Here is a 21,901-nt window from a genome sequence, read left to right as displayed (position 1 = left end):
TCAGACGGGGGTGTCAAGACTTTTGGGTCATACAGTGGCATCCGGGCAAGTTGGTGTACGAAATCTCAGAATCTTCGCAGTATTCCGCTGGACTCTCGCGATGCGCATGGAGTTATCCACACAGGTTCTTCGAACGTTCCAAAATTTTAAGAAAATGCTATATACGCATGGTTTGTCTCACCGTGGAATCGACCCCCTCGGACGGCATAGAACCTTGGGTGGGAAACAAAGGTTCGGCATGGGACGGCATGGGAAATTGCCCCACAGTTATCCACCGGCTGTGGATTAGTCTGGGGAAAATGTGGATGTGACCGTGCACATCCTGGGGATGACGGCGGAAAAGCCCGGCGGACTGCGGGGTGCCGGGGGAGGGGCGGTCGCATCCACCCTGTGGATGACATCGCAGACCGCTCCTCTGCCACCCGCCTGCCGCCCACGCCGTCCCATGTCCGCCCGTCGAAAGGAAACGGGCGAGGGCAAACGGGAGCCGCCATGGGATCGGCCGCCCCTATGGGGAGCCGATTTGGGACGGGCTGGGCAAAAGAGGTGGGAAAGTGCCAGATGGCCTGTAAGCCGGGTTCTGTATCCCGCCCCGAGGGGCAGGCGATGGCCATTCGTCTGGGACGCCGGTTGCCCGGACGCCTCGCGCGACCAACCCGAGCGGCGGCGCGGAAACGCGCTTGACCCACGCCCGTCCCGTTGCGGGGACGGTGGTCGGGCCGCTCCTATTCGGTCTTGCTCCCGGTGGGGTTTACCGTGCCGTCCCCGTTGCCGGGTCCGCGGTGCGCTCTTACCGCACCCTTTCACCCTTACCTGCGTCGAAACGCCGGCGGTTTGCTTTCTGTGGCACTTTCCCTAGGGTCGCCCCCGCCGGCCGTTAGCCGGCACCGTGTTTCCGTGGAGCCCGGACTTTCCTCCCCCGGTCGAAACCGAAGGCGGCCATCCGGCCATCTGGCGCGGTCGTTCATATAGGGAAGCGGCCGTAGGGGCAAACCCCAAATCGCGGGCTCCGACCGTTACCGTCCGGTCAGTCGCAGCAAAGCGCGCAGGCGGCGCACCGTCTCAGGGTCGGGAAGGCCCGTCAGGCAGTCGGGATTGAAGTGGCGCTGGAAGGCCAGCAGCGCCCTCGGCTCTGCCGGGTCGTACCCATAGCGTCCCAGCAGTGCGGCGACCTCCCCTGTGTCGGCGGGGCCGTCGTCGGCCTGGGACGGCGTGGGCCAGAGCCCGATCCCGTGGGCGGCAAGGCCCGGCCAATCGAACAGCTCGCCCGGGTCCTCCTTGCGGGCGGGGGCCACGTCGCTGTGGCCCAGCACATCGGCGGCGGCGATGCCATGCCGGGCGACGATGCCGAGGCAAAGCTCGGCGACCGCGGCCATCTGCACCGGCGGGAAGGGCCGGTAGCCGAACTCGTGGCCGGGATTGACGATCTCCACGCCGATGGAGCGGCTGTTGACGTCCCCCGCTCCGCGCCAGCTCGACCGGCCGGCATGCCAGGCCCGCCGGTCCTCCGGCACATGGGCATAGACGGTGCCGTCCTCGTCCACCGTGTAATGGGCGCTGACCTGGGATGCCGGGTCGCACAGACGCTCCAGCGCATAGGCGGCGGTGAGCATGCCGGTGTAATGCAGGATCAGCAGTTCCACCCCCGCACCGTCGGCACGCGGGCCGTGGTTGGGGGAGGGGAGGTCGATCCGGCGGAAGCGGCTCATGTCGGCATCAGGTCGGGTTGGTGACGGTCTCGCTGACGGTGCGCGGACGGCGCTTCACGATCACCGCAACGCCGCCGATGGTCAACAGCCCGCCGATGGCGAGGTTGATCGTCACCGGATCGCCCATCAGCAGCACGCCGCTGGCGACGCCGAAGACCGGCACGGTCAACAGATAGGGCATGGTCTGGTTGACGGAATAGCGTCCCAGCAACGGATACCACAGCCCGTAGGCGATGATGGTGACGGCGATGGCCATATAAGCGATGGACGCCCAGCCGACCCAGGTCGAATTCGCCAGCGCCGCCATCTGTCCATGCTCCGTCAGCAGCGACAGGACCAGCAATTGCGGCATGGCGAATAGCGCCATCCAGCCGTTGACGGCGAAACCGTTCACCGCCCCGATCAACTTCATCTGCACGCTCGCCACCGCAAAGGCAAAGCTCGCGGCCAGGATCAGCAGCAGCGAATGGAGCGACTCGCCCAGCCGCGGCTCTCCGGCGATCACCGCCACGCCGGCGAAGGCGGCGGCCATGCCGATGCCGCGGCGCCAGCCCAGCTTGTCCTTGAACACCAGCGCCGCCAGCAGGGAGGAGAATGGCACCTGCACCTGTGCCGCCAGCGAAGCGGTGGCGGCATCGATCCCTTTGAGTCCGCTGAACATCATCGGGAAATGGATGCTGCCCAGCGTCACCGACAGCAGCGCGATCTTCCACAGCTTGTCGCGCGGCACGCGGAAGAAGGGGATGATCAGCACCGCCACCAGGGCGAAGCGCAGGAACATCACGAACAGCGGCGGAAATTCGGCCAGCGCCCATTTCGCCACCACGAAGTTCAGCCCCCACAGCGCCATCACCACCAGCGCCTGGAGCGTGTGGGCAAAACTCATGCCCGCCCGCCTTCCAACTCCTCGCGCATCGCCTCAAGCTCCAGCCAGCGCTCCTCCGCCGCGGCCAGCGCCGCCTGCTTGGCGTGTAGCTGCTCGCTGGTCTTCTGGAACTTGGCGGGATCGCGGGTGAACAGGTCGGGATCGGCCAGCGCCTTCTCCAGCTTGGCGATCTCGCCCCCCAGACTGTCCATGCGGGTGGGCAGCTCGTCCAGCTCGCGCTGGTCCTTGTAGCTCAGCTTGCCGCGTGGCTTGGCCGCGGCGGCCGGTGCCTGGGTGGCCGGCTTCGGCTTGGCGGATGCTGCGGCGGGAGCCGCCTTGGCCGGACGCTGCACCAGATAGTCGGAATAGCCGCCGGCATATTCGGTGGCGGTGCCGTCGCCCTCCAGCGCGATGGTGGCGGTCACCAGCCGGTCGAGGAAGTCACGGTCGTGGCTGACCAGCAGCAACGTGCCCTGATAGTCGCCTAGCACATCCTCCAGCAGATCCAGCGTGTCCATGTCGAGGTCGTTGGTCGGCTCGTCGAGGATCATCATGTTGCTGGGCTTGGCGAACAGCCGGGCCAGCAGCAACCGGTTGCGCTCGCCGCCCGACAGCGCCTTGACCGGGCTGTCCAACTGCCGGGTGTCGAACAGGAAATCCTTCATGTAACCGGCGACATGGCGCGACACGCCGTTGACCACCACCGCGTCGCCGCCGAAGGGGCACAGCACCTTGCGGATGGTGTCCTCCGGGTTCAGCCCCTCGCGCCGCTGGTCGAAATAGGCGGTGTCGAGGTTGGTGCCCAGCTTCACCGTGCCCTCGTCGGGATCGAGCTGGCCGGTCAGCATCTTCAGCAGGGTGGACTTGCCGGCGCCGTTCGGCCCGATCAGGCCGACCCGGTCACCGCGCAGGATCCGGGTGGAGAAGTTGTTCACGATGGTCTTGCGGCCGTCGGGCGTGTCGAAGCCCTTGGAGATGGCGGTCGCCTCGATCACCAGCCGGCCGCCGCGCTCGGCCTCGGCGATGGCGAGCTTGGCCTGCTGGCCGCCCTTGATCTGTTCCGCCCGACCGGCCCGCAGGTCCAGCAGGTTGCGGACACGCCCCATGTTGCGGGTGCGCCGGGCGGAAATGCCCTCGCGCAGCCACTTCATCTCGCTCTCGATCTTGCGGTCCAGCTTGTGGGCGGCCGCCTCCTCCGACTCGAACACCTCGGCCTGCCAGGTCTCGAAGTCGGAGAAGCCGCGGTCGGTGGCGCGCACCGTGCCGCGGTCGAGCCACAGCGTCCGCTTGGCCAGCCGGTTCAGGAAGGCACGGTCGTGGCTGATCAGCAGCAGGCCGCCACGGAAGGACAGCAGCTCCTCTTCCAGCCACTCGATGGTGGGGAGGTCGAGATGGTTGGTCGGTTCGTCCAGCAGCATGACGTCGGGGTTGCCGACCAGCGTGCGGGCCAGCGCGGTGCGGCGCGATTCGCCGCCGGACAGGGTGCGCGGATCGAGGTTGCCGTCCACCTGGAGCCGGTCGAGCACGGCGTCGACACGGTGCGCCTCGTCCTGTTCGTCGGCGGGCAGGCCCTGCACGACATAGTCCTGGACGGTGGCGCAGCCGGTGAAGTCCGGCTCCTGCGGCAGATAGGCGAGGCGGGCGCCCGGCTGGACGAAGACGGTGCCGCCGTCGGGTTGGATCATCCCGGCCAGCACCTTCATCAGCGTCGACTTGCCCGACCCATTGCGTCCGACCAGACAGGCGCGGTCGCCGCGGCCGATGGACAGGTCGATGCCGTCGAACAGCGGACGGCCGCCGAAGGTGACGGAGACGCCCTGGAGCGCCGTGATGGGTGCGGGAGGAGCCATGGACCGTTCGTGCGCCGGAAAATCGAGGGAAGGGGATGGGTTATAGCGCGCCGTCCCCCTCCACCGCGACCCGGAAAAACGGTTGGGCGGGTTGCGCCCGGTGGAACCGACCCCGGCTTCAGGCTGGGATCAGGTGGATACCGGGGCGATGGCGGTCGGCGCCGGCACCTGCTGTTCCTGCATCTTGAAGCCGAAATAGGTGCCGTTGCTGATGCCGGTAAGGGCCAGCAGGTTGGCCGACAGTTCCGGCATGCCCAGTGTGCGGGTGACCTCGTAGAGGAAGGTGATGCCCAGCACCCCGGTCCAGGCCAGCAGTTGCAGGCGATGGATGTTGTAGCCGGCGGCATCGCTCAGCAGATCGGGCAGCAGCCCCTGGGTGGGCGGATAGACCTGCTCCAGGCTGGCGGCCATCGCCGTCCGGTCGGGTGGGGTGGCCGCGGCTGCGGCGATGTAGAGGGCGGCATGCTGCTGGCGCCGGGTCTGGTCGTCGTTCGGCCGGCGGTCCTGGAAGACGGCCAGGACCGAGGTGCCGCCGACGATCCCCATCAGCGCCATGGTGCCGGTGGTGATGGTGTCCATCGACCCGGTGATGGTCAGGATGGCGGCGTAGGAGGCGGTGACGATCCCGCTCCACCACAGAAGCTGGAAGCGGGCGAGGCTGTAGGGTGCCCGGTAGTCGGCCGGCATCGGCACGCCGGCAATCGGGGTCATGGCATCGGTGCGTCCGAAATGGCGGAAGAAGGCGAACAGGAACACCGCCGCCACCAGGGAGAACCACACCGCCGCCAGCCCGAGGTCACGGTCGCTGGCGCCCTGGATGGACACCATCTGCGGCGCGGTCGTCATGCCGCCGGTGGCCGGACCGAAGGCGACCGGCAGGGTCTTGGCCCCGGCGAGGCTGAAGAAGCCGCTGAAGGCGGTCTGCCAGGAGGCCCGCCGCTTCGCCGCGTCGTCGCCGTTGCCGGCGATGGAGGTCGAGGCGGTGCCCGTCAGTTCGCCCTTGGCGGAGCAGGCGAAGCTGGCGCGGGCGCCAGGAATGGTCTGGCCGTTGGCGACCAGGACCAGCGCTTGCGCGTTCAGCGTTGCCGCCTGCGTGGGGCAGTCGGTGCCGGCAGGCGGCGTTCCCAGATTCAGCGCCAGCGGCTGGCCCAGCACCACCGTGGCGTCGCCAAGTGTTGCGGGGGCCGTCACCTGCGCCTGGGCGCCCCACCCCATGGCGATCGTCGTTCCCAATACAGCGGCGAAGACCGTCAGGATGATCGTGCGTCGCATCGTCGTGTCGTCCCCAAAGCACGCGGGCAACCGGTTGCCCGCCCCGTCGGGGACGATACGTCAGGAAACGAGATAAAGACCACGGCAAAGCAATTTGAAATGACCGTGCTCGGCGACGATTCGCGACAGGTCATGATAGGGCGGCGGCACCTTCCCGTTCCCGGCGGATGCGGTCGTAGGCGGCATTGATCAGCGCGAGCTTCTGGGTTGCCAGATCGATGAATTCCTGTGGCATGCCCTGGGCGATCAGCCGGTCCGGGTGGTGTTCGCGGACCAGCGCCCGGTGTGCGGCCTTGACCGCGTCGTCGCCGGCCAGACGCGCCACGCCGAGCACGGCATAGGGGTCGGTTTCCGTCGGGGTGCCGGCCAGATGGTGACCGGCGACGATGCGGCGGAAATCGGCCTCGTCGAAGCCGAAGATCACGGCGACGGCGTGCAGATACTCCACCTCGGTCTCGTGCAGCTCGTCGTCGGCCTCGGCGATCATCAGCAGGCTGTCGAGCAACTCCTCCAGCACCGCGTGCTTGTCCTCGAACAGCTTGGCGATCTGGCGGGCATATTCCTCGAACCCGCGGGTGTCGCGGCGGGCGAGGTCGAAGACCCGGCCGACATTGTCCAACTCCTCCGGGGGGACGCGGAACAGCCGCTTGAAGGTGTCGACCTCCACCCGCTTCACCACGCCGTCGGCCCGAGCCATCTTGGCGGCCAGCGCGATCACGCCGATGGTGAAGGCGACGGTCTGCTTGGCCGCTTCGGCTTCGGCATCGCTCATGCCGCGGCGCGGTTGCTCGTCCGCGCCGCAGGGCGACCACAGATCGACCGCATGCCCGGCCAGACCGCCCAGCAGGGCGCCGAGCGGACCGCCGGTGAACAGGCCGGCAGCGCCGCCCAGGATCTTGCCCCAGATGCTCATGTCATGCCCTTTTGTGCACAGGCCACCCCACCCGTGACCGCAGCATAGCGGCCGGGAAAGGGCAGGCCAACTGTGGCTTGCCGGCAACAGGCCAGCATTGTTGGTATCGCGAATTTCTAATAAGCGCTTGCGAATCCCGCCGGCCACGCCATGTTGCAATGCAACAAAAGGCGCCGGAGAGAGCGCCGCTCGCGATAAGACGGTGCCTGCTGACGGCGGTGCCGGGTCCTGGGGAAAAAACGTTCTGCACGAATGCGTTTTCGGAATTCGAGAACCGTGAGCAGAGCCATGCCTGTCATCCGCAAGATCATGCCGACCGAGCTGCCCCAGTACCGGGCGCATCTTCTCCGCCTCGACCGCACCGACCGTTATGCCCGCTTTGCCGGCACCCTGTCGGACGAGGCGGTGGAGCGGCATTGCGCGGCAATCGACTGGGGACGGACGGTGATTCTCGGCGCGTTCGAGGACGGTGTTCTGCGCGGTGCCATCGAACTGTGCGGCGACCGCCTCCTCTGGCCGGAGCAGGCTGAATTCGGCATCAGCATCGAGTCGGGATTGCAAGGCAAGGGCGTCGGCAGCACGCTCGTCCGCCGCATCCTGACCGTCGCCCGCAACCGCGGCATCCGTCATGTCCATATGGTGTGCCTGGCGGAAAATTCCCGCATGCGCGCCCTGGCCCGCCGGTTCGGCGGGCGGCTGGCGCTCGACGGCGGCGAGATCGCCTCGATGTTCGAGCTGCCGGCGCCGAACCAGTTCTCCATCGCCCTGGAGGCCTTGGAGGATGGCAGCGGCGCCTTCAACAGCATCCTGTCGGGCAACGCCATCCTGGCCCGCCTGTCCACCCGTCCGTCGGAGCGGCTGGCCGCCTGACGGCGACATTCGTCCGGCCGGTCGTCTGTGATCCTGTGTTCTTTCCGCCGCGTCCCTCTCCCCTGATGGGGGCCGGGCACGCAAGCTGTTGAAATTCGCTGCCGGATCGCGAAACTCCGGCCCACGCGCGGTGCGGTTGCCGCGCATGGACTTCGGCGGGTGCGACAATGAGTGGGACGAAGAGCGGGACGGTGACCGGTGCGGCGGAAACCAAGCCGGCCCGGTGGCAGTTCTGGGTGGATCGCGGCGGCACCTTCACTGACATCGTCGGCCGCCGGCCCGACGGGTCGGTCGTGACCCACAAGCTGCTGTCGGAAAATCCGGAGCGCTACACTGACGCCGCCGTCCAGGGCATCCGCGAGCTTCTGGGGCTGAAACCGGGCCAGCCGATCCCGCCGGACACGGTGGAGGTGGTCAAGATGGGCACCACCGTCGCCACCAACGCCCTGCTGGAACGGAAGGGCGAGCCGACCGTCCTGCTGATCACAGAAGGTCTGGCCGACCAGCTGCGCATCGGCCATCAGGCCCGTCCGAAGATCTTCGCCCGCCGCATCGATCTGCCCGACCAGCTCTATTCCCATGTGGTGGAGGTGCCGGAACGGGTGATGGCCGATGGCCGCGTGCTGAAGCCGGTCGACCTGCATGCCGTCCGCCGCGGGCTGGAGGAGGCCTACCGCCGGGGCTTCCGCGCCGCCGCCATCGCGCTGATGCACGGCTACCGCTATCCCGAGCATGAGCGGCAGGTCGCCTCGCTGGCTCGCGCGGTCGGATTCACCCAGGTGTCGGTCAGCCATCTGGTCAGCCCGCTGATGAAGCTGGTCGGCCGTGGCGACACCACGGTGGCCGACGCCTACCTCTCGCCGGTGCTGCGCCGCTATGTCGACCGGGTCGCCAACGATCTCAGCGTCGATGGCGCGCCGGTGCCGCTGATGTTCATGCAGTCCAACGGCGGCCTGACCGACGCCCGCCGCTTCCAGGGCAAGGACGCCATCCTGTCGGGTCCGGCCGGCGGCGTGGTGGGCGCGGTGCGCACCGCCGGCATGGCCGGCTTCGACCGGGTCATCGGCTTCGACATGGGCGGCACCTCGACCGATGTGTCGCATTATGCCGGCGAGTACGAACGCGCCTTCGACGCGGTGGTGGCCGGCGTGCGGGTGCGCGCGCCGATGATGCACATCCACACGGTGGCGGCCGGTGGCGGTTCGCTCTGCGTCTTCGACGGCACCCGCTTCCGCGTCGGGCCGGACAGCGCCGGCGCCAACCCCGGCCCCGCCTGCTACCGCCGCGGCGGTCCGCTGACCGTCACCGACTGCAACGTGATGGTCGGCAAGATCCAGCCGCGCTTCTTCCCCAATGTCTTCGGCCCCAACGGCGACCAGCCGCTGGACGCCGAGGTGGTGAAGGCCCGCTTCACCGAACTGGCCGCCACCGTCAATGCCAAGCTCGGCACGACGATGACCCCGCAGGAGGTGGCCGAAGGCTTCCTGCGCATCGCCGTCGACAACATGGCGAACGCCATCAAGAAGATCTCGGTCGAGCGCGGCTACGACGTCACCGGCTACACGCTGAATGGCTTCGGCGGGGCGGCGGGCCAGCATGTCTGCGCCGTCGCCGACGCGCTGGGCATGACGCGGGTGTTCCTGCACCCGCAGGCCGGCGTGCTGTCCGCCTACGGCATCGGTCTGGCCGACACCGTCGCCATCCGCGAGCGTGCGGTGGAAGGGCCGCTGAGCGATGCGGTGGTCGACCGGCTGACCATGCTGTTCACCGATCTGGAGACCGAAGGACGGGCCGAGCTGACCCGACAGGGCGTGGATGCCGGGCGGCAGGCGATCAACCGCCGCGTCCATCTCAAGGCCGCCGGCTCCGACACCACCCTGACCGTCGCCTTCGGGTCGAAGGTGGCGATGACCAAGTCCTTCGAGGAGGCGCACCGCCGCCGCTACGGCTTCCTCACCCCCGGCACCGCGCTGGAGGTCGAGTCGGTGACGCTGGAGGCGGTCGGCCTGACCGACGTACTGGAGGATCCGGAGCTTCCCGCCACCACCGCGGTGCTGCCGCGCCGGCTCGCCACCGTCGCCATCCACAGCGGCGGCCAGCGCCGCGAGGCGCCGCTCTATGACCGCCGTCAGCTTCAGCCCGGAAACCGTGTCGTCGGTCCGGCGATCCTGGCCGAGGCGGTCTCCACCACCGTGGTCGAGCCCGGCTGGATGGCCGAGGTCACCCGCAAGAACCATCTGGTGCTGTCCAGGCTGGAGCCGGCGGCCCAGCGTCAGGCCGCCGGCGTCAAGGGCGGGGCCAAGGTTGATCCGGTGACGCTGGAGGTCTTCAACAACCTGTTCATGTCCATCGCCGAGCGGATGGGCGTGACGCTGGAGAAGACCGCCCGGTCGGTGAACATCAAGGAGCGTCTGGACTTCTCCTGCGCCCTGTTCGACCGCGATGGCGGCCTGATCGCAAACGCTCCGCACATGCCGGTCCATCTGGGATCGATGGGCGAGAGCGTGCGGGCCGTCATCCAGCGCCGCGGCGGCACCTTCACCGCCGGCGAGAGCTTCGCGCTGAACGATCCCTATCACGGCGGCACCCACCTGCCGGACATCACCGTCGTCTCCCCGGTGTTTGACGAGGCGGGCAAGGAGTTGCTGTTCTTCGTCGCCTCCCGCGGTCACCATGCCGATGTCGGCGGCATCACCCCCGGCTCGATGCCGCCCGACAGCAGGACCATCGCCGACGAGGGCGTGCTGCTGGACTGCGTGCCGCTGGTGGAGAACGGCCAGTTCCGCGAGCAGGAAATGGTGGAGCTTCTGCGCTCCGGCCCGCATCCGGCGCGCAACCCGGCGCAGAACATCGGCGACCTCAAGGCGCAGGTCGCCGCCAACGAGCAGGGCACCCGCGAACTGCACCGCGTCGTCCGCCTGCACGGCCTGTCGACAGTCATCGCCTATATGCGCCACGTCCAGGACAATGCCGAGGAGCAGGTTCGCCGCGCCATCGGCGTGCTGAGCGACGGCGACTTCGCGGTGACGCTGGACAACGGCGCGGTCATCAAGCTGCGGGTGTCGATCGACCATGCCGCGCGCTCGGCCATCGTCGATTTCTCCGGCACCAGCAGCCAGCTCACCAACAACTTCAACGCCCCCTCGGCCGTCTGCCGGGCCGCGGTGCTCTATGTCTTCCGCTGTCTGGTGGACGACGAGATCCCGATGAACGAGGGCTGCCTGCGCCCCATCGAGATCGTCATTCCGCCAGGCTCCATGCTGTCGCCCAATCCACCCGCCGCGGTGGTCGCCGGCAATGTGGAGACCAGCCAGTGCATCGTCGATGCCCTGTTCGGCGCGCTGGGGGTGATGGCGTCGGCCCAGGGTACGATGAACAACACCACCTTCGGCAACGAGTGGCACCAGTATTACGAGACGGTCTGCGGCGGGTCGGGCGCCGGCAACGGCTTCAACGGCACTGACGCCGTGCAGACCCACATGACCAACTCGCGCCTGACCGATCCGGAGGTGCTGGAATGGCGCTTCCCGGTGCTGGTGGAGAGCTTCCGCATCCGCCGCGGGTCCGGCGGGGCAGGGCGCTGGCGCGGCGGCGACGGCGTGATCCGCCGCCTGCGCTTCCTGGAGCCGATGACCGCCGCCATCCTCGCCAACCACCGCAAGATCGCTCCCTTCGGCCTGAAGGGCGGTGCCGACGGAGCGGTCGGCCGGACCTGGGTCCAGCGCACCGACGGCAGCGTGCAGGAACTGGCCTCTCAGGACAGCGCCGTCATGCGTCCGGGTGATGCCCTGGTGGTCGAGACGCCGGGCGGCGGCGGGTTCGGAGCCGCAGGGTAAACGGGGAGTCCGGGGGCGCGGAAACCTGCCGCGCTCCCTCACTCCGCCCGGTGCGGCGCCACGATGCCGAAGCGGTGCATCTGCCGATGGACGGTCGAGCGGTCGACCCCCATCGCGCGCGCCGTCGCTGAAATATTCCAATGGTGCCGCCGCAGCGTCTCGCGCAGCCGGGCGGCCGGGTCCTCCTCCGTCGCAACCGTTTGCGCAACCTCCTCCGGCCAGGCCCGGAACAGGCCGCTGTGCTGCACCGGCTCTGGGATATCGTCGAGGTCGATCAACCCGCCGTCGCTGACCGCGCAGGCATAGTCCAGCGCATTCACCAGTTCCCGCACATTGCCCGGCCAGCCATGGCCGCGCAGGGCGGCCAGCGCCGCCGGCGTGAGGCGGTAGCCGACGCCATCGCGCTCGGCCCGCTCGGCCAGCAGCCGTTCGATCAGCCAGTCGAGGTCGCCGCGCTGGCGCAGGGGCGGCACGGTGAACACCGCGCCGTTGAGACGAAAGTACAAGTCGTCGCGGAACTGTCCTGCCTTGACCAGTTCCACCAGATCGCGGTGGGTGGCGCCGATGACGCGGACATCCACCGACACCGCCTTGGTCCGGCCGATCGGCGTCACCTCGCGCTCGGCCAGCACGCGCAGCAGCCGGGTTCTGCGACGACAGCGGCATGTCGCCGATCTCGTCCAGGAACAGGGTGCCGCCGTCGGCCTCCAGGATCAGCCCCTTCTTGCCGCGCGCCGTCGCCCCGGTGAAGGAGCCGGGCTCGTAGCCGAACAGTTCGCTCTCGATCAGGTTTTCCGGCAGGGCGGCGCAATTGACGGCGACGAAGGGCTTGTTGCGGCGGATGCTGGCCTTGTGCAGGGCCTTGGCGAGGTGCTCCTTGCCGGTGCCGGTCTCGCCGTGGATCAGCAGGCTCATGCGGGTGTTGACCAGCTTGGCCGCCCGCGTCAGCACGGCCTTCAGTGCCGGGTCGCCGCCGGACACCACGCGCAGCGGCTCTGGCAGCGAATCCCCGCCATGATCCGGCGTGTGGCTGCGCGGCAGCGACACGGCGGGCGGTGGCATCGCCTGGGCGAACAGCGGCAGGCCGGTGCGGCGCAGGCGCAGCGTGCGCTGCTCGGTCGGCAGCGAGCGGACGAAATGGACCAGATCGTCCACCTCACAATCGAACAGTTCGGCGAAGGACCGGCCGAGCGGTGATGCCCCGTCCTCCGCCAGCAGATCATGGGCCTTGTGGTTGAAGCCGACCACCCGTCCGCCGGCGTCCAGCGCCAGTACGAAGTCGGGGTCGACCTCCGCAAACTCCTGCGACGCCGACAGCTTCAGCACCCAGTCGCGGCGGAAGTTGTTGTAGAGGTTGGCGGTTTCGATCTTGTGGACATAGGCGCGCACCATCTGCAGCGCCAGATACTGGCTGATCTTCGGCTCCGGCGAATGCAGGGCGGAGATGTCCAGCACGGCGGCCAGTTCGCCCCCGCTGTCGAAGACGGGAGCCGCGGTGCAGGTCAGCGGAATGTGGGTGGAGTCGAAATGGTCGGTCTGGTGCACGGTCAGCGCCTGGGCGGTGGCGATGCAGGTGCCGACTGCGCAGGTCCCGGCATGCCCCTCATTCCAGTCAGACCCGAGATACAGGCCGGCCCGGCGCAGATGGTTGTCGAAGGTCGGGTCGCCGATGAAGTCCACCGTGACGCCGTTGCTGTCGGTCAGCAGCAGGACATAGCCCATGCCGGCGACCTGCCGGTACAGCGCCTCCAGCCCGAAGCGGGCCATGCGCAGGAACTCGTCCATCGCGTCGCGATGCTCGCGCAGCCGTTCCTGCGGCAGGATGTGCGCCTCGCGCCCGACGGTGGGGTCCAGCTTGTGGTCGGCGACGCAGCGGCGCCACGAGTTCTCGATGATCGGATCGCGGGCGGACGACACCCCTGCGGAGACACGGCCGGTGGAGACACGGACGAGTTCATCGATGTGGGCCGCGCGCGCGCTGTCCATGGTCGTGCCTCCCGCAATCATCGTTCGCTTGTTCCACGAACATATTGGGATGGACAGTATCAACCGGCCGGCCCGATAGGCAACATATGCAAAAGCATCAGATCGGTCCTCCGGCGGGGGGCATCCATCACCCTGGAATACCGGCGTATGACATCCGCTTTTGGTTATCCTGCCATGGCATGACGTTAAGGACATTTGCACAAGTAAGGTCGCATGCTCCATAAACGGGCAGGGATCGCCGGGAGCTTTCGATTTGCGGATTCTGATCGTCGACGATTCACCGCGCCACCTGACCATGATGGTGTACGAGCTGAACAAGCTCGGCTACGCCACCAGCGTGGTCAATAATGGCGCCGCCGCCATCGAGGCGGTGGCGAATGAGCGGTTCGACGTGGTGATGGCCGACATCCGTCTGGCCGACATGACGGGGCTGGAGCTGTGCTGGCACTTGCGCACGGCCCAGGGGCTTCGCCACCTCTACCTGATCCTGATGATTCCAGGCAGCATGACCGACCAGTTCCACGAACTGGTGGAGGCCGGCGCCGACGAGTTCCTGCGAAAACCTTTGGATTGGAAATGGACGGCGGCGCGCCTGCTGGCGGCCTCGCGCGTCGTGGCGATGCAGCGCGACCTGGAGCGGCTGGCGACCACCGATGCCCTGACCGGTGCCATGAACCGCCGCCGTTTCCTGGAGAGGGGGGCTGAAGAGTTTACCCGCTCGCGACGATACGAACGCCCGCTGTCGGTGGTGATGCTGGACATCGACCATTTCAAGCGGGTCAACGACAGCTATGGCCACGCCACCGGCGACGAGGCGATCCGCAGCACGGTGCGCGCCTGCAAGGACAGCTTGCGCGCCTGCGACCTGATCGGCCGGCTGGGCGGCGAGGAGTTCGCCGTGGTGATGCCGGAAACTCCGCCCGTGAATGCTTTTGCCGCCGCCCAGCGCCTGCGCCAGGCAATCGCCGCCCAGCCGGTGAAGCGGGAGGACGGCGGAGAGCTGTTCCTGACCGTCAGCCTGGGGCTGAGCTGGCTGACCGGCAGCGACACCGGCATCGAGCCACTGCTGGCCCGCGCCGACGCTGCCCTGTACCGCGCCAAGAACGCCGGCCGCAACCGGGTGGAGGTCGAGCCGCAGATCGCACTGCCGAAGTCGCTGGCGGGGTAAGGGGAGCCACCGGTTCCCCACGGTCACCGATCCACAGTCCACACGGCGTCAAGCTGAGAGCGCACAAAGAAAAACCCCCTGGCTTCCTTCCGGAAATCAGGGGGTTTTCTATGATGGTAGCAGCGGAGGGATTTGAACCCCCGACCAAGGGATTATGATTCCCCTGCTCTACCACTGAGCTACGCTGCCATCGTGATTGCCGTTGTTGGCGTTTCCGCCGCCGTGGCTACCATCGTGTCCCGTCGTTGCCGCCGGGAGCCGCTATATAGGATAGGGCGACTTGGCCTGTCAACGCGGAATTTTCGGGGGGTGCGATTTTTTTTGGCCGGCCGGCGAAAAGTCGCATAACCCTCTGATTCAGGCTGCCGTTTCCCCCGCCTCCATACCCTCGCCCACTCCGCCGGCGGTGGCGGAAATCCAGCCGCCGCCCAGCACGCGGTCGCCCTGATAGACGACGCAGGCCTGGCCCGGGGCGATGCCGTGCTGAGGCTCCAGCAGCTCGACCTGCGCGGTGCCGTCCGGGCCGGCGCGCCACAGGGCAGGGGAGGCCGGCTGGGCGGAGCGGAGCTTCACCGAAACCTCGATCCCGGCGCTATCGGCCATATCGGGGCCCAGCCAGTTCACGTCGCGCACCGTCACCAGCGAGCGGGCGAGGTCGCGGCGCGGGCCGACGACGACGCGGCGGCGGGCAGGCTCCAGGCGGACGACGTAGAGCGCCTCCTCCTCCTGGCCGCGGATGCCGCCGATGCCCAGCCCCTTGCGCTGGCCGACCGTGTAGTGGACGACGCCCTTGTGGCGGCCGAGAACGTGGCCATCGACATGGACGATGTCGCCGGGCTCGACGGAGCCGGGGCGCAGTTTCGCCACCACCTCGGCATAGTTGCCGTTGGGGACGAAGCAGATGTCCTGGCTGTCGGGCTTGGCCGCCACCTCCAGCCCGTGGCGCTCGGCCAGGGCGCGGGTTTCCGGCTTGGTCAGGCCGCCGAGGGGAAAGCGCAGGAACTCCAGCTGTTCGCGCGTGGTGGCGAACAGGAAATAGCTCTGGTCCTTGGCGGGATCGACGGCGCGATGCAGCTCGGCGCCATGCGGGCCGGCGATGCGGCGGACATAATGGCCGGTGGCCAGCGCTTCGGCACCCAGGTCGCGGGCGGTGTTCAGCAGGTCGCGGAATTTGACCCGCTGGTTGCAGCGCACGCAGGGGATCGGCGTCTCGCCGCGCAGATAGCTGTCGGCGAAATCGTCCATCACGTCCTGGCTGAAGCGGCCTTCGTAATCCAGGACGTAATGCGGGATGCCGATGCGGTCGGCGACCTGACGGGCGTCGTAGATGTCCTGGCCGGCGCAGCAGGCGCCCGGCTTCTGCAAGGCGAGGCCGTGGTCGTAGAGCTGCAGCGTGATGCCGACGACGTCATAGCCCTCCTCCCGCAGCACGGCCGCGGTGACGGAGGAATCCACCCCGCCGGACATCGCGACGACGACGCGGGTGTCCTGGGGGCGCTTGGAAAGACCGAGGGAGTTCATGGCGCCCTATATAAGGCGGGCAGGCGCCCGGAAAAGGCAGGAATGCGCAGCAGGGGACAACACAAGCGGCCGCCGGGTGCCGCAGCGCGCGGCGCCGTCCCGGCGGCCGGAACAGGGTTCCCCCGAACGCTTACTTCATCGCGTTGTTGCTGCCGCCCGGCAGGCGGACGACGAGGCCGTCCAGCTCTTCGGTCATGATGATCTGGCAGCCCAGGCGCGAGGTCTTGGTCAGGCCGAAGGCGAGGTCCAGCATGTCCTCCTCATCCTCCTGCGCATCCGGCAGGACGTCGAACCACTCCGGCTCGATCACGACATGGCAGGTGGAGCAGGCCAGAGAGCCCTCGCAGGCGCCTTCCAGGTCCAGGCTGTTCTTGTGCGCGATCTCCAGCACGGACAGGCCGAGCGGGGCGTCCACCTCGCGGCGGGTGCCGTCGGTCTCGATGAAGGTCATCTTGGGCATGGGGTCCTCGTTCTTTTACGGTTGCCTAGCGAATTAAAGGGCGATTGTAAGGAAAATGTGAATCACGGCCGCGGGGTCGTCCGCGCGGCACGGCGGTCGCGCACCTCGGTGGCCAGCGCTTCCAACCGCTGCAGCCGGGCCAGAATGCGGGCGGCACCGTCGGCGGCCGGCGGGCTGTCGGGTGTCGAGGCCGCCTGTGCCTTGCGGAAGGCCGGGGCGAGATATTTGATGCAGGCCTCGACCCGCTGGGTGAGGTCCAGCCCGATGCGGTCCAACTCCAGCACGTCGTCGGCACGGGCCAGCCGGGCTACGAGGTCGGCAATCTCCTCGTCGCCGTCCTCGTCGCCATCGGCCGGCGCACCGCCGATCAGTTCCAGCAGCGCATGGGCGCGGCGGATGGGATCGCGCAGCACGTCATAGGCGTCGCGCAGCGCCTCGACCTGGGCCTTGGCGTTGGCCTGCTGGCGCTGGCCGCGGGCGGCGAAACGCTCCGGGTCCATGGCGCGGGTGAAGCCGGCATGCTGTTTCGTCAGCTGTTCCAGATCGATGTCGAAGCGGCGCTCCAGCCCCAGCCGGGTGAAGGGGTCGAGCGGCCGCGGCGGCTGTGCCGCGCCGCAGGCATGGCAGAACAGGGCGCGTGGCGCCACCGAGCGGCCACAGGTGCCGCAGGGCTCCAGATCGCCGGCGATGGCGCCGGAAATGCCGCCGCTGCTGTTGCCGGGCGGGCCGGATTTGGGCGGGCCGGATTTGGAGCTGGTCATGCGCGCAGTCCGTCAAAACGCCGAAAGGCTCGGCCGATGGGATGATTTACCCGACATGAGGCCCCTGTTGTCACGAAGGCCATTGTCACGAAGGCCGCCTTCCGCGGGGTCATACCGATAAGCCGCATCCGGCGCAATGCGCGAATGCGGGCTTTCCTGACCGAGGACAGATGGTCGCGCAGCCATGGCGGGTAACAGCTGGGATCAGCCATCCGCGGGCGCGCTTCGCCGCGCCATCGCGGTCCAGGCCGTCAGGAAGCGGTCGACCGCCTCGTCATCGCTGGTCCAGCCCAGACTGACCCGGATGGCGCTTGCGGCGGAGCGGTCGTCCTCGCCCATCGCCGCCAGCACATGGGAGGGCTTCACCTTGCCGCTGGAGCAGGCCGATCCGGCGCTGACCGCCACGCCGGCGAGGTCCAGCGTCATCACCTGGGTTTCTCCGGCGAGGCCGGCCAGCATCAGGCAGCTGGTGTTGGCGACCCGCGCCGCACCGGCCCCCATCACCCGGGCGTGCGGGATGGCGGCCAGCGCCTCCCGCTCCAGCCGGTCGCGCAGGGAGGCACGGTCGGCGGCCTCCGCCAGCCCGTCCAACGCCAGCCGGGCCGCGGCGCCGAAGCCGACGATGCCCAGCAGGTTCTCGGTACCGGCCCGCTTGCGCCGCTCCTGCCCGCCGCCGCGGATCAGCGCATCGGGTTCGAGCCCCTCCGCCAGGATCAGGGCGCCGACGCCGGTCGGGCCGCCCAGCTTGTGGGCAGACAGCGTCATCAGATCGACGCCGAGATCGGGCAGGGACAGCGGCATCCGGCCGGCCGCCTGCACCGCGTCGCAATGGAGCAGCGCGCCATGGGCGTGGGCGATCCGGGCCGCGTCGGCCACCGGCTGGATCACCCCGGTCTCGTTGTTGACCAGCATCAGCGAGACCAGGGCCGGGGTGTCCGCAGCGGCCAGCCGGCGCTCCAGATCGTCCAGGTCGGCGACGCCATCGCGGTCCACGCCGAAGCGCTCCGCCCCAGGCTGGGCGGCCAGCACCGACTCATGTTCGATGGCGGAGGTCAGCGTACGGCGGCCGGGGAAACCGCGGAGAGCGAAGTTGTTCGCTTCCGTCCCGCTGCCGGTGAACAGGACCTGTGCCGGCTTCACGCCCACCAGCGTCGCCACGGCGACACGCGCCTCTTCCACCGCCCGGCGGGCGCTGCGGCCGAAGGCATGGACGGAGGACGGGTTGCCGACCAGATCCATCGCCTGACCCATCGCCGCCTTCACCTCCGGCTTCAGCGGAGCGGTGGCGTTGTGGTCGAGATAGACACCGGTTCGTCTGAACGAGGCAACGGGTGTGGCAACGGGCTGGGAAGTCACTTTTCAGAAGCGCTCAACGTGAAAGGCCACTCTCTTTGGTCTGCATCACTCGGCGGCAGCGGCGGCGCTGTCGGTGGCCGGGGCCGGGCGCAACAGGTTCAGGCCGCTGGTGCCGATGATCCGCCGCTCCACCACATCGGCGACGGTGACCGAGCTGAGATACATATGGATCTGGTTGCCCAGCTCTTCCCACAAATCGTGGGTCAGGCAGCGCGAGCGGTTGGTGCGGCAGCCCTGCGGCGTGCCGTTGGCGCAGCGGGTGGTGCGGATCGGCTCGTCCACCGCCAGGATGATGTCGGACACCCGGGTCGCATCTGCCGGGTGGGCAAGCAGATAGCCGCCGCCGGGGCCGCGCACGCTCTTGACCAGACCGCCCTTGCGCAGCTTGGCGAACAGCTGCTCCAGATAGGACAGGGAAATCTCCTGCCGCTCCGCGATGTCGGCCAGCGCGACCGGGCTGCCCTGGCTGGTGGCGGCCAGATCGACCATCGCCATCACGGCATAGCGTCCCTTGGTGCTGAGTCTCATCGCGATTCTCCTTGCGCTTCGTGCATCCCGTTTGCGTGGGACGCCACCGTCTCTAGCGGTGTGGGTGTTGAACGGGGGAGGGCAGCGGGCGGACGATCCGCTTCCAGCTCGCCGACACGGGCCTGCAGCGCCGTCATCTGGTCGAGCAGGCCGGTCAGCGCGCGGGCAACCGGGTCGGGGATGTCGCCGCAGGGGGTGCCGTAGGGCATGAATTTGCGGGTTTCGGCGCGGTCGCGCGCCACCACCGGCTTGGCGGGAATGCCGACCACCGCAGTGTCTGCCGGCACGTCGGCCACCACCACCGCATTGGCGCCGATGCGCGCGCCGCGTCCGATGGTGATGGCGCCCAGGATCTTGGCGCCGGCCCCGACGATGACGCCGTCGCCCAGCGTCGGGTGGCGCTTGCCGGGATTGAGCGAGGTGCCGCCCAGCGTCACCCCATGATAGAGCATGACGTCGTCGCCGATCTCCGCCGTCTCGCCGATCACGACACCCATGCCGTGGTCGATGAAGAAGCGGCGTCCGATGGTGGCGCCGGGATGGATTTCAATGCCGGTCAGCGACCGGGCGATCTGCGAGATCAGGCGGGCGGTGGTGTGCAATCCGGCGTCGCGGGCGCGCCGGGCAATGCGGTGGAGAACGATGGCGTGCAAGCCGGGGTAGCAGAGCGCGACCTCGAGCCGGGACCGCGCGGCGGGATCGCGCGCCATGATCCCATCGATCTCTTCGCGAAGATGCTTGAACACGCCATCACCCGCCGTGGTATAGTCCGCCGCTCTCATCGGCCGCCCGTGCCCGGTTTCGGCCTGTCGGACCCTTGCGGTTCAGGACCTTCCGGTCCGAAACCTCGACGGTTCAGACCGGTAGGGACCCGGACTTATCGATGGGTCCGGCTAGCGCTGGAGCCGATCGGGCGGGTCAGGCGGGTTGTCCCGGAGGACGTTACGACGCATATATGATGACCAAGCAAAACGGTCAAGAATTGTGTGCGGAAAACCCCACTCCAAGACGGGAAAATCCGTGACGGGCCGGACGGCCCGTGCGCCGGGGCGGTTTGCCGGATGAAAGTCCGGCCGGTCGCCGCGGCGGTTCCAACAACCCTTTGTCCGCGTCAGGAACGTCGTTCCCATGCCTGAAGTGCTCTTCAACGGTCCCGCCGGTCGCCTGGAAGGCCGTTACACCCACGGCAAGCAGCCGAACGCCCCGGTCGCGCTGCTGTTGCACCCGCACCCGCAGCACAATGGGACGATGAACAACAAGGTGGTCTTCACCCTGTTCCAGTCGTTCACCAAGCGCGGCTATTCGGCGCTCCGCTTCAATTTCCGCGGCGTCGGGCGCAGCCAGGGCACCTACGACAAGGGGGAGGGCGAACTTGCCGATGCGGCGGCGGCGCTGGATTGGTTGCAGACCTACAACCCCAACGCTCCGCTCTGCTGGATCGGCGGCGTGTCGTTCGGCGCCTGGATCGGCATGCAACTGCTGATGCGCCGGCCGGAGATCGACGGCTTCGTGTCGGTCTCGCCGCCGGCCAACCTGTTCGACTTCTCGTTCCTGGCGCCGTGCCCGTCCTCGGGCCTGATCATCCATGGCGACAAGGACGAGGTGGTGCCCCAGGCCGCGGTGACCAAGCTGGTAACCAAGCTGTCGCACCAGAAGGACATCCGGATCGACCACCGCGTCGTTCCCGGCGCCAGCCACTTCTTCGTCAACCGCACCGACGATCTGGCGACCCAGGTGGACGATTATCTGGACAAGGCGCTGGGCAATCCCATCGCGGCGGTGGCCGAGTAAGCAGGATCAAGCGACGGAGAGCGGGGGAGGGGGCAATCGCCCCGGACCTCCCCACCTCCTCATTGTTCGCAGCCCAGAACCCACACGTCGTAGATCGGGTTCTCCATCGCCGACAGGGCGGGGCTGGAGGAGAACATCCAGCCGCTGAAAACCTGTTCGGCCTGCTCGCCGGGCTTGATCTCCGTCACTTCCAAGAAGGCGGCGGATTCCGGCGTCTCGATCGGCGGATTTTCGCGGCAGGCGCGCAGGGTGATGCGCAGGCTGCTCATCGCCTTGGTCTCCCCGACCTTCATGGTGAAGGTGGAGGTGCGGGCGGTCACCTTGTCCAGCCACTGCAGCTTGGCCGCCGGCCGCTCGATCATCTGGCTCGGCACCGGAGCGGCCTGAACGGCCACGGATGCCAGCAGGGCCGCGGCACCCAGCAGGCCGGCGGCAGGCCGGAGAAGATCGGGCCGGAGATAACTAGAAAGTCTCGTCACGTCGGATCGCTTCCGTAATTGCGGACGGCACCCCATGGCAAGACCCAGCCTGTCAGCGGGAACTGTACCGGGGTGCTCCGCCTTCTATCCCGGAAGCGGGGTCAGCGTCTAGTGGCGGGGGCGCCGGGGTGCGTTGTGCGGAAATTGCGGCTCAGCGCGTGACGGTGCTGCGTGACGCCGGCGCACTGTAGGTGGCGCCCGACCCGCTTTGTGCGGCGCTGCGGTCTTCGATCTTCTGGGTCGCTGCACCGGCGCCGGCACCCGCAGCCGTTCCGACTACGGCGCCCACCGGTCCGCCGACCACGGCCCCTGCTGCGGCACCGCCAAGTCCGCCGGTGGCCGATTTCTCTTCCATGTCGGCGCCGCAGGCGGCGGTCGCCAGGGCCACGCCGAGCGCGGCCAGATGGAACAGACGCATCGCGTTCCTCCTGCTTCGTGATCCGGCGGCGATGGCCATCCGGACTGGAGAGGGAACGCTTAGGCGCGGCCGTCGGTTCCGGCCACGCCCAGGGTTGGAAATCACTGCTGGTTGGAAA

19 protein-coding genes, 1 tRNA gene, 1 other RNA gene and 1 pseudogene are annotated in these 21,901 nt (G+C 68.3%); 5 read left to right on the top strand and 17 right to left on the bottom strand.

The genetic code is table 11. From position 1 onward, the window contains the following. Positions 1-553: 553 nt before the first annotated feature. The 6 genes from rnpB to ACWPN3_RS19200 form a co-directional block, all read right to left on the bottom strand. An RNA gene (rnpB, locus tag ACWPN3_RS19225) (RNase P RNA component class A) lies at positions 554-955 on the bottom strand. Positions 956-1,016: 61 nt separating this feature from the next. Further along, positions 1,017-1,709 carry an N-acetylmuramoyl-L-alanine amidase gene (locus ACWPN3_RS19220; protein WP_492240826.1) on the bottom strand — a complete coding sequence of 231 codons (693 nt, stop codon included), beginning with the start codon at positions 1,707-1,709 and terminating at the stop codon, positions 1,017-1,019. A gap of 7 nt (positions 1,710-1,716) precedes the next feature. Beyond that, positions 1,717-2,595, bottom strand: coding sequence for a DMT family transporter (locus ACWPN3_RS19215; RefSeq protein WP_109096554.1), 879 nt, complete (start codon positions 2,593-2,595; stop codon positions 1,717-1,719). After that, entirely contained in the window at positions 2,592-4,424 is a 1,833-nt protein-coding gene (locus ACWPN3_RS19210; protein ID WP_492240825.1) for an ABC-F family ATP-binding cassette domain-containing protein, read from the bottom strand. Before ACWPN3_RS19210 ends, ACWPN3_RS19215 begins: the two co-directional genes overlap by 4 nt. Positions 4,425-4,553: 129 nt before the next feature. Next, positions 4,554-5,696, bottom strand: a complete 1,143-nt coding sequence (locus tag ACWPN3_RS19205) for a hypothetical protein (RefSeq protein WP_492240824.1) — start codon at positions 5,694-5,696, stop codon at positions 4,554-4,556. A 130-nt stretch (positions 5,697-5,826) separates the two neighbouring features. Continuing rightward, positions 5,827-6,609 carry a TerB family tellurite resistance protein gene (locus ACWPN3_RS19200; RefSeq protein ID WP_452028486.1) on the bottom strand — a complete coding sequence of 261 codons (783 nt, stop codon included), beginning with the start codon at positions 6,607-6,609 and terminating at the stop codon, positions 5,827-5,829. Positions 6,610-6,885: 276 nt separating this feature from the next. Here ACWPN3_RS19200 and ACWPN3_RS19195 point away from each other — a divergent pair, with 276 nt between their 5' ends. Then, on the top strand, positions 6,886-7,479 hold the full coding sequence (locus ACWPN3_RS19195) for a GNAT family N-acetyltransferase (protein ID WP_492240823.1): 594 nt from the start codon (positions 6,886-6,888) through the stop codon (positions 7,477-7,479). 167 nt (positions 7,480-7,646) lie between these two features. Continuing rightward, the gene (locus ACWPN3_RS19190; RefSeq protein WP_492240822.1) at positions 7,647-11,315 is read left to right on the top strand and encodes a hydantoinase B/oxoprolinase family protein; all 3,669 of its coding nucleotides are present in this window, start codon (positions 7,647-7,649) and stop codon (positions 11,313-11,315) included. A gap of 38 nt (positions 11,316-11,353) precedes the next feature. Here the strand turns inward: ACWPN3_RS19190 and ACWPN3_RS19185 are convergent, their stop codons facing one another. Further along, entirely contained in the window at positions 11,354-11,947 is a 594-nt protein-coding gene (locus tag ACWPN3_RS19185; protein WP_492261683.1) for an AAA-type ATPase lid domain-containing protein, read from the bottom strand. Between the two features lie 79 nt (positions 11,948-12,026). Further along, positions 12,027-12,230, bottom strand: a pseudogene (locus tag ACWPN3_RS19180) (sigma 54-interacting transcriptional regulator); the annotation flags it as partial. 306 nt (positions 12,231-12,536) lie between these two features. Between ACWPN3_RS19180 and ACWPN3_RS19175 the strand changes: the two are divergent. Beyond that, entirely contained in the window at positions 12,537-13,484 is a 948-nt protein-coding gene (locus ACWPN3_RS19175; protein ID WP_492261682.1) for a hypothetical protein, read from the top strand. A 70-nt stretch (positions 13,485-13,554) separates the two neighbouring features. Continuing rightward, entirely contained in the window at positions 13,555-14,469 is a 915-nt protein-coding gene (locus ACWPN3_RS19170) for a GGDEF domain-containing protein (RefSeq protein ID WP_109096559.1), read from the top strand. Positions 14,470-14,583: 114 nt separating this feature from the next. Here ACWPN3_RS19170 and ACWPN3_RS19165 read toward each other — a convergent pair. The 7 genes from ACWPN3_RS19165 to epsC all read right to left on the bottom strand — a co-directional run bounded on the left by ACWPN3_RS19165 (position 14,584) and on the right by epsC (position 19,877). After that, positions 14,584-14,658: transfer RNA gene (locus ACWPN3_RS19165), tRNA-Met, on the bottom strand. Positions 14,659-14,826: 168 nt separating this feature from the next. Continuing rightward, positions 14,827-15,990, bottom strand: coding sequence for a tRNA 2-thiouridine(34) synthase MnmA (gene mnmA / locus ACWPN3_RS19160; RefSeq protein ID WP_492240819.1), 1,164 nt, complete (start codon positions 15,988-15,990; stop codon positions 14,827-14,829). 130 nt (positions 15,991-16,120) lie between these two features. Next, the gene (locus tag ACWPN3_RS19155; protein WP_109086201.1) at positions 16,121-16,450 is read right to left on the bottom strand and encodes a ferredoxin family 2Fe-2S iron-sulfur cluster binding protein; all 330 of its coding nucleotides are present in this window, start codon (positions 16,448-16,450) and stop codon (positions 16,121-16,123) included. A gap of 62 nt (positions 16,451-16,512) precedes the next feature. Continuing rightward, the gene (locus tag ACWPN3_RS19150) at positions 16,513-17,211 is read right to left on the bottom strand and encodes a molecular chaperone DnaJ (protein WP_492240818.1); all 699 of its coding nucleotides are present in this window, start codon (positions 17,209-17,211) and stop codon (positions 16,513-16,515) included. Between the two features lie 204 nt (positions 17,212-17,415). Beyond that, entirely contained in the window at positions 17,416-18,567 is a 1,152-nt protein-coding gene (locus tag ACWPN3_RS19145; protein ID WP_492261681.1) for a cysteine desulfurase family protein, read from the bottom strand. A 45-nt stretch (positions 18,568-18,612) separates the two neighbouring features. Further along, positions 18,613-19,095, bottom strand: a complete 483-nt coding sequence (locus ACWPN3_RS19140; protein ID WP_109096563.1) for an Rrf2 family transcriptional regulator — start codon at positions 19,093-19,095, stop codon at positions 18,613-18,615. Next, positions 19,092-19,877, bottom strand: a complete 786-nt coding sequence (epsC, locus tag ACWPN3_RS19135) for a serine O-acetyltransferase EpsC (protein ID WP_109096564.1) — start codon at positions 19,875-19,877, stop codon at positions 19,092-19,094. Before epsC ends, ACWPN3_RS19140 begins: the two co-directional genes overlap by 4 nt. A gap of 346 nt (positions 19,878-20,223) precedes the next feature. Here epsC and ACWPN3_RS19130 point away from each other — a divergent pair, with 346 nt between their 5' ends. Continuing rightward, entirely contained in the window at positions 20,224-20,886 is a 663-nt protein-coding gene (locus ACWPN3_RS19130) for an alpha/beta hydrolase (protein ID WP_085089866.1), read from the top strand. Positions 20,887-20,945: 59 nt separating this feature from the next. Here ACWPN3_RS19130 and ACWPN3_RS19125 read toward each other — a convergent pair whose 3' ends face one another. Both ACWPN3_RS19125 and ACWPN3_RS19120 read right to left on the bottom strand, forming a co-directional pair. Then, complete coding sequence (locus ACWPN3_RS19125; RefSeq protein WP_247872836.1) at positions 20,946-21,365, bottom strand: DUF2155 domain-containing protein; 420 nt, start codon at positions 21,363-21,365, stop codon at positions 20,946-20,948. Between the two features lie 151 nt (positions 21,366-21,516). Continuing rightward, positions 21,517-21,783 (bottom strand): hypothetical protein, encoded by a 267-nt coding sequence (locus tag ACWPN3_RS19120; protein WP_109096565.1) that lies wholly within the window; start codon positions 21,781-21,783, stop codon positions 21,517-21,519. Positions 21,784-21,901 lie beyond the last annotated feature (118 nt).

Source organism: Azospirillum sp. UENF 111221, assembly GCF_058780625.1.
This window is presented reverse-complemented; position numbering and strand designations above follow the sequence as displayed.

Coding starts and splice junctions, on each gene's coding strand:
- ACWPN3_RS19130 (WP_085089866.1), top strand. CDS start 20,224: ATGCCTGAAGTGCTCTTCAACGGTCCCGCCGGTCGCCTGGAAGGCCGT.
- mnmA (WP_492240819.1), bottom strand. CDS start 15,990: ATGAACTCCCTCGGTCTTTCCAAGCGCCCCCAGGACACCCGCGTCGTC.
- epsC (WP_109096564.1), bottom strand. CDS start 19,877: ATGAGAGCGGCGGACTATACCACGGCGGGTGATGGCGTGTTCAAGCAT.
- ACWPN3_RS19215 (WP_109096554.1), bottom strand. CDS start 2,595: ATGAGTTTTGCCCACACGCTCCAGGCGCTGGTGGTGATGGCGCTGTGG.
- ACWPN3_RS19155 (WP_109086201.1), bottom strand. CDS start 16,450: ATGCCCAAGATGACCTTCATCGAGACCGACGGCACCCGCCGCGAGGTG.
- ACWPN3_RS19140 (WP_109096563.1), bottom strand. CDS start 19,095: ATGAGACTCAGCACCAAGGGACGCTATGCCGTGATGGCGATGGTCGAT.
- ACWPN3_RS19205 (WP_492240824.1), bottom strand. CDS start 5,696: ATGCGACGCACGATCATCCTGACGGTCTTCGCCGCTGTATTGGGAACG.
- ACWPN3_RS19210 (WP_492240825.1), bottom strand. CDS start 4,424: ATGGCTCCTCCCGCACCCATCACGGCGCTCCAGGGCGTCTCCGTCACC.
- ACWPN3_RS19175 (WP_492261682.1), top strand. CDS start 12,537: ATGGGCCTTGTGGTTGAAGCCGACCACCCGTCCGCCGGCGTCCAGCGC.
- ACWPN3_RS19220 (WP_492240826.1), bottom strand. CDS start 1,709: ATGAGCCGCTTCCGCCGGATCGACCTCCCCTCCCCCAACCACGGCCCG.
- ACWPN3_RS19120 (WP_109096565.1), bottom strand. CDS start 21,783: ATGCGTCTGTTCCATCTGGCCGCGCTCGGCGTGGCCCTGGCGACCGCC.
- ACWPN3_RS19190 (WP_492240822.1), top strand. CDS start 7,647: ATGAGTGGGACGAAGAGCGGGACGGTGACCGGTGCGGCGGAAACCAAG.
- ACWPN3_RS19200 (WP_452028486.1), bottom strand. CDS start 6,609: ATGAGCATCTGGGGCAAGATCCTGGGCGGCGCTGCCGGCCTGTTCACC.
- ACWPN3_RS19150 (WP_492240818.1), bottom strand. CDS start 17,211: ATGACCAGCTCCAAATCCGGCCCGCCCAAATCCGGCCCGCCCGGCAAC.